7 protein-coding genes are annotated in these 5281 nt (G+C 63.9%); 6 read left to right on the top strand and 1 reads right to left on the bottom strand.

The window, feature by feature from the left end; translation table 11 throughout:
- The 3 genes from ACRC1E_RS04285 to oppF form a co-directional block, all read left to right on the top strand.
- The coding region (locus ACRC1E_RS04285) for an ABC transporter permease (RefSeq protein WP_438513872.1) at window positions 1-573 on the top strand (573 nt) is incomplete at its 5' end.
- Between the two features lie 9 nt (window positions 574-582).
- Entirely contained in the window at window positions 583-1572 is a 990-nt protein-coding gene (locus tag ACRC1E_RS04290; RefSeq protein WP_438513873.1) for an ABC transporter ATP-binding protein, read from the top strand.
- A complete protein-coding gene (gene oppF, locus ACRC1E_RS04295; RefSeq protein WP_438513874.1) occupies window positions 1565-2548 on the top strand; it encodes a murein tripeptide/oligopeptide ABC transporter ATP binding protein OppF in 984 nt (327 codons plus the stop codon). Before ACRC1E_RS04290 ends, oppF begins: the two co-directional genes overlap by 8 nt.
- 68 nt (window positions 2549-2616) lie before the next feature.
- Here oppF and ACRC1E_RS04300 read toward each other — a convergent pair whose 3' ends face one another.
- On the bottom strand, window positions 2617-3390 hold the full coding sequence (locus ACRC1E_RS04300) for a tRNA threonylcarbamoyladenosine dehydratase (protein ID WP_438513875.1): 774 nt from the start codon (window positions 3388-3390) through the stop codon (window positions 2617-2619).
- Between the two features lie 163 nt (window positions 3391-3553).
- Between ACRC1E_RS04300 and ACRC1E_RS04305 the strand changes: the two genes are divergently transcribed.
- The 3 genes from ACRC1E_RS04305 to ACRC1E_RS04315 form a co-directional block, all read left to right on the top strand.
- Window positions 3554-3781 carry a hypothetical protein gene (locus tag ACRC1E_RS04305; RefSeq protein WP_438513876.1) on the top strand — a complete coding sequence of 76 codons (228 nt, stop codon included), beginning with the start codon at window positions 3554-3556 and terminating at the stop codon, window positions 3779-3781.
- Between the two features lie 119 nt (window positions 3782-3900).
- Window positions 3901-4935 carry a low-specificity L-threonine aldolase gene (gene ltaE, locus ACRC1E_RS04310; RefSeq protein WP_438513877.1) on the top strand — a complete coding sequence of 345 codons (1035 nt, stop codon included), beginning with the start codon at window positions 3901-3903 and terminating at the stop codon, window positions 4933-4935.
- On the top strand, window positions 4932-5281 hold a 350-nt coding region (locus ACRC1E_RS04315; RefSeq protein WP_438513878.1), incomplete at its 3' end, for a sulfite exporter TauE/SafE family protein. The genes ltaE and ACRC1E_RS04315, both read left to right, overlap by 4 nt.

Genomic DNA, 5281 nt, shown 5'->3' on the forward strand with positions numbered 1-5281 from the left:
ATCGCCTCGGTGGCCATCGGCATTGCCTGGGGGGCGACCGCCGGCTTTATCGGCGGCCGGGTCGATACCCTGATGATGCGTCTGGTCGACATGATGTATGCCGTGCCTTATCTGCTGATCGCCATCCTGATGGTGACCCTGCTCGGGCGCGAGTTTTATCTGGTAGTGCTGACCATTACCGTGTTTTCGTGGATGGACATGGCGCGCGTGGTGCGCGGGCAGACGCTGGCGATCAAGTCGCGCGAGTATATCGAGGCTGCGCACGCCATCGGCGTATCGACTCCGGCGATTATCTTCCGCCATATCGTGCCCAACCTGTTGGGCATCGTGGTGATCTACACCACGGTGACGGTGCCGGGCGTGATCCTGACCGAATCGGTGCTGTCTTTCCTCGGCCTCGGGGTGCAGGAGCCGATGACCAGCTGGGGCGTGCTGATCGAGGAGGGCACCGGGGTGATGGAAACCACGCCGTGGATGCTGCTGTTCCCCGGCGTCTTGCTGTCGCTGACGCTGTATTGTGCCAATTACATCGGTGACGGCATGCGTGACGCGCTCGACCCCAAGGACCGCTGAGGAAGCATCATGAGTTTGTTGCAAGTAAACAATCTGGGCGTCGAGTTCCAGACCGGCGACGGCGCGGTATTCGCCGTCAACGGCGTCAGCTTTGCGCTGGAGCGCGGCCAGACGCTGGGCATCGTCGGTGAGTCCGGCTCGGGCAAGAGCCAGACCGTGCTGGCGATGATGGGCCTGCTGGCCAGAAACGGCCGCGCCAGCGGCGAGGCGCTGTACAACGGGCAAGACCTGCTGACGATGAAAACATCGGCGCTGAACAAGATACGCGGCAACCGCGTGGCGATGATCTTTCAGGACCCGATGACCTCGCTCAACCCCTATCTGACGGTAGAGCGCCAGATGACCGAGGTGCTGCAGCTGCACAAGGGCATGTGCCGGCGCGATGCGCGCAAGCGTGCCATCGAGCTTTTGGATGCGGTGCGCATCCCCGAGGCGGCGCGGCGTATCGATATGTACCCGCACGAGTTTTCCGGCGGTATGCGCCAGCGGGTGATGATCGCGATGGCGCTGTTGACCGAGCCCGAGGTGCTGGTGGCCGACGAGCCGACTACCGCGCTGGACGTGACGGTGCAGGCGCAGATCCTGGCGCTGCTCAAGGAGCTGCAGCGCGATTTCGGTACCGCCATCGTGATGATTACCCATGATCTGGGCGTAGTCGCCGGCCTGTGCGAGCAGGTGATGGTGATGTACGGCGGGCGGGTGATGGAGCAGGGCAGCGCCGAAGAGATCTTCTACCGGCCGACCCACCCCTACACCATCGGCTTGCTCGGTGCCCTGCCGCGGCTGGATCACGACACCGCCGAGCTGGTCAGCATCCCCGGCAACCCGCCGAATATGGCGCGTCTGCCCAAGGGCTGCCCGTTTAGCGAGCGTTGCAGCATGGCCGATGCGCGCTGTGCGGCCGAGCTTCCGCCGCTGGCGCCAGCCGGTGCCATCCTGCGCGCCTGCCACCGCGCACCCGAACTCGTGATGAAGCAAGAGGAGGCCGTCCATGGCTGAAGCGCTATTGTCGGTACGCGACCTCAAGGTCAATTTCCAGATCACCCCGGCCGGTGCCTGGCCGTGGACGGCGAAGAAAGGCCTCCAGGCGGTCGGCGGGGTCAGCTTTGATCTTTACCCCGGCGAGACGCTGGGCGTGGTAGGTGAATCCGGCTGCGGCAAGTCCACGCTGGCGCGCGCCATCCTCAACCTGATTCCGGCGTCCAGCGGTGAAATCATGTGGCTGGGCAAGACGCTGACCGGCGGCAGCGCCCGTGACTGGCACGCGGTGCGCCGCGATATCCAGATGATTTTCCAGGACCCGCTGGCCAGCCTGGACCCGCGCATGACCATCGCGCGCATCATCGGCGAACCGCTCAAGGTGCATCGGCCGGAGCTGTCGGCCGACGAGGTGATGCAGCGGGTGCGCGCGATGATGAAGAAGGTGGGCCTGCGCGACGAGATGATCAACCGCTATCCGCACGAGTTTTCCGGCGGCCAGTGCCAGCGTATCGGCATTGCGCGCGCGCTGATCCTCGAGCCCAAGCTGATTATCTGCGACGAGCCGGTGTCGGCGCTGGACGTGTCTATCCAGGCACAGATCATCAACCTGCTGAAATCGCTGCAGCAGGAAATGGGGCTGGCGCTGATCTTCATTGCGCACGATCTGGCGGTGGTCAAGCATATCTCCAACCGCATTCTGGTGATGTATCTGGGGCGCGAGATGGAGCTGGCCGAGAAGGCGGTGCTGTATGCCCAGCCCCGCCATCCCTATACCCGCGCCTTGCTGTCGGCGATTCCGATTCCTGACCCGGTGCTGGAGCGCCAAAAGGAAGTGCGCCTGTTACAGGGCGACATCCCCAGCCCGATCAGCCCGCCGTCCGGCTGTGTATTTCGCACCCGTTGCCCCGAGGCAGAGGCGCGCTGCGCGGCCGAAGTACCGGCATTCCGCATGCTGGAAAACGGCACGCGCTGTGCCTGTCATTTTGCGGGCTGAGGGAATAGGGAATAGGGAATAGGGAATAGGGGGGTTATTCCCCAATCCCCATTCCCCAATCCCGAGTCCTACGCCTTTTTCGCCATCTGGCGCAGCACGTAGGCTGCTGCCGCCATGCCGAAGCTGGCGGTGACGGTCATGCTGGCACCAAAGCCGGCGCAGGACAGGCCTTGCGGGGCCTGTGCCGTGGGCGCATCGCAGCTTTTGGCGGCGGGATAAACCAGCTGTTCGGTCGAGTAGATGCAGGGCACGCGCAGCTTCTTGCCCGGCTCGCGGTTGAAGCCGTGATATTTTTTCAGGTTGTAGCGCAGCTTGGACAGCAGCGGGTCGTAAGTGACTTCGGACAGGTCGGCCAGCCGGATCTGCGTCGGGTCCATCTGGCCGCCGGCACCGCCGGACACTACAAAGGGCTGGCGCTTTTTCACGCACCATGCCGCCATCGCCGTTTTCACCCGCAAGCCGTCCATGCAGTCGATCACGAAATCGTAAGCCTGCCCCAGTAGCGCATCCATATTCTCTTCGGTGACGAAATCCTCGATCTCGTGCACCACGCACGCCGGGTTGATCGCGCGCACGCGCTCGGCCAGCGCCGTCACCTTGGCCATACCGTAGTTGGGGTCCAGCGCCGGCAACTGGCGGTTGGTGTTCGATTCGGCGATATTGTCCAGATCAATCAGGGTGAGCGTACCGATGGCGCTGCGCGCCAGCGCTTCCACTGCCCACGAGCCGACGCCACCGACGCCCACCACGCACACATGGGCCCCCTGAAAACGGGCCAGCGCGGCGTCGCCGTACAGGCGGGCAATCCCGCCAAAGCGGCGTTCAAGGTCGGCGTCATGCATGGGTCTCTCCATCTCGCGGCAAAGGCGCGAAGGATACCGAAAAGCCCGGCCTGCGGCCAGCCAAGTGATTGATTCATGGCAAGAGTTTAGCGTGTAGCCTAGCCTGAGAGGGTTCGCGGCATACGCCGACGGACACATGATTTTGTCCGTATGAGGAGCTTACATGAAGCCACAGCCGTCGTTCGATATCGACTTTGACAAGCGCAACAACGCGACCGTAGTCATCGCCTGTGCCAAGTGCGGGCATGAAAACCGGCACCATCTCACCTCACTGTCCCCGGACGAAGACATTCTGTGCAGCAAGTGCGCGACCAATATCACCATGGACCTTGAGGGCATCAATCTGGCCACCCGCCGCGCCGAGGAGATTCGTCAGGCTTTTGGTGCCTGATGCAAGATGACGACATGACGTAAGTGCTGTCACAATCGGCTCATCCATCCGATAAGCACGCCACAGCAAAACGGCAGCCCTAGGGTTGCCGTTTTGCTGTTTCAGACAAGGAATACACCATGCAATGGCTAGATGTACGCAGCGATACCGTGACCCAACCCACACCAGCCATGCGTGAGGCCATGTTTAGCGCCGTGGTTGGCGACGATGTTTATGGCGACGACCCGACAGTGACCGAGCTGGAAGTGCTGGCCGCCCGGATGCTGGGCAAGGACGCGGCGCTGTTCGTACCTAGCGGCAACTTCGGCAACCAGCTGGCACTGTTGACCCACTGCCAGCGCGGCGATGAAGTGATATTGGGCGACGACTGCCATATCGTCTGGCACGAAACCGGCGGCGCAGCGGTGATTGCCGGCGTGCAGCTACGCACCATCGCCAGCGACCACGGGGTGATGGACCCGGCCGAAATCGCCAAGCGTATCCGCGTTGGCAGCGATATCCACTGGCCAAAAACCGGCCTGATCTGTGTGGAAAACGCCCACTCCAGCGGGCGCGTGGTGCCGCTGGCGGTGATGGCGGAAACGGCCGCCATCGCCCGCCGCCACGGCGTGCCGGTGCATCTGGACGGCGCACGCGTATTTAACGCCGCCGTGCATCTGGGCTGCGACGTGCAAGACATCACGCAGCACGCCGACACGGTGATGTGCTGTTTGTCCAAGGGCCTGGCCGCGCCGGTGGGCTCGATAGTGGCCGGTAGCGCCGACTTTATCGCGCGCGCGCGGCGCAACCGCAAGCTGATGGGCGGCGGCCTGCGTCAGGCCGGCGTGATTGCCGCACCGGGCATCGTCGCCTTGCGCGACATGACGGCGCGGCTGGCCGATGATCACGCCAACGCCCGCTTGCTGGCCGGGCATCTGGCGGCAATTCCGGGGGTGAGCCTTGATCCCGCCGCCGTGCATATCAATATGGTGTGGTTTGCACTGGCGCCTTCCATCGACGTGGACGGCCTGATGGCGGCGCTGCACGCCGCCGGTATCAAGGCTAATCCGCCGGAAGACGGGCAGATGCGCATCGTCACTCACTGGCAGATCTCGGCGGCCGACGTAGTACGCATCGCCGGCGTGATTGCCGCCTATGTAACGGGCGGACAATGAGCCCGGCGCTGGCTGCCCTGCTGTTCGGCACCGGATTTGTGGCCGGCACGCTGAATGCGGTGGCCGGTGGCGGCACGCTGATCACCTTTCCGGTGCTGGTCGCCGCCGGCCTGCCGCCGGTGGTGGCCAATGCCACCAGCTCGGTCGCGCAGTGGCCGGGCTATGTCTCGTCCAGTCTGGCCATGCGGCGCGAACTGCGCGGCCAGCAGGCGCTGCTGCCGCTGGCCATCGCCAGCGTGGCAGGGGGCATCGGCGGCGGCTATCTGGTGAGCGTGGTGTCCAATGCCTTTTTTATGGCGCTGGTGCCGTGGCTGATTTTGTTCGCCACCTTGCTGTTCTGGCAGGG

Origin of the sequence: Craterilacuibacter sp. (assembly GCF_051659485.1) — a bacterium.
In the GTDB taxonomy this organism is placed as follows: Bacteria; Pseudomonadota; Gammaproteobacteria; order Burkholderiales; family Chromobacteriaceae; genus Craterilacuibacter.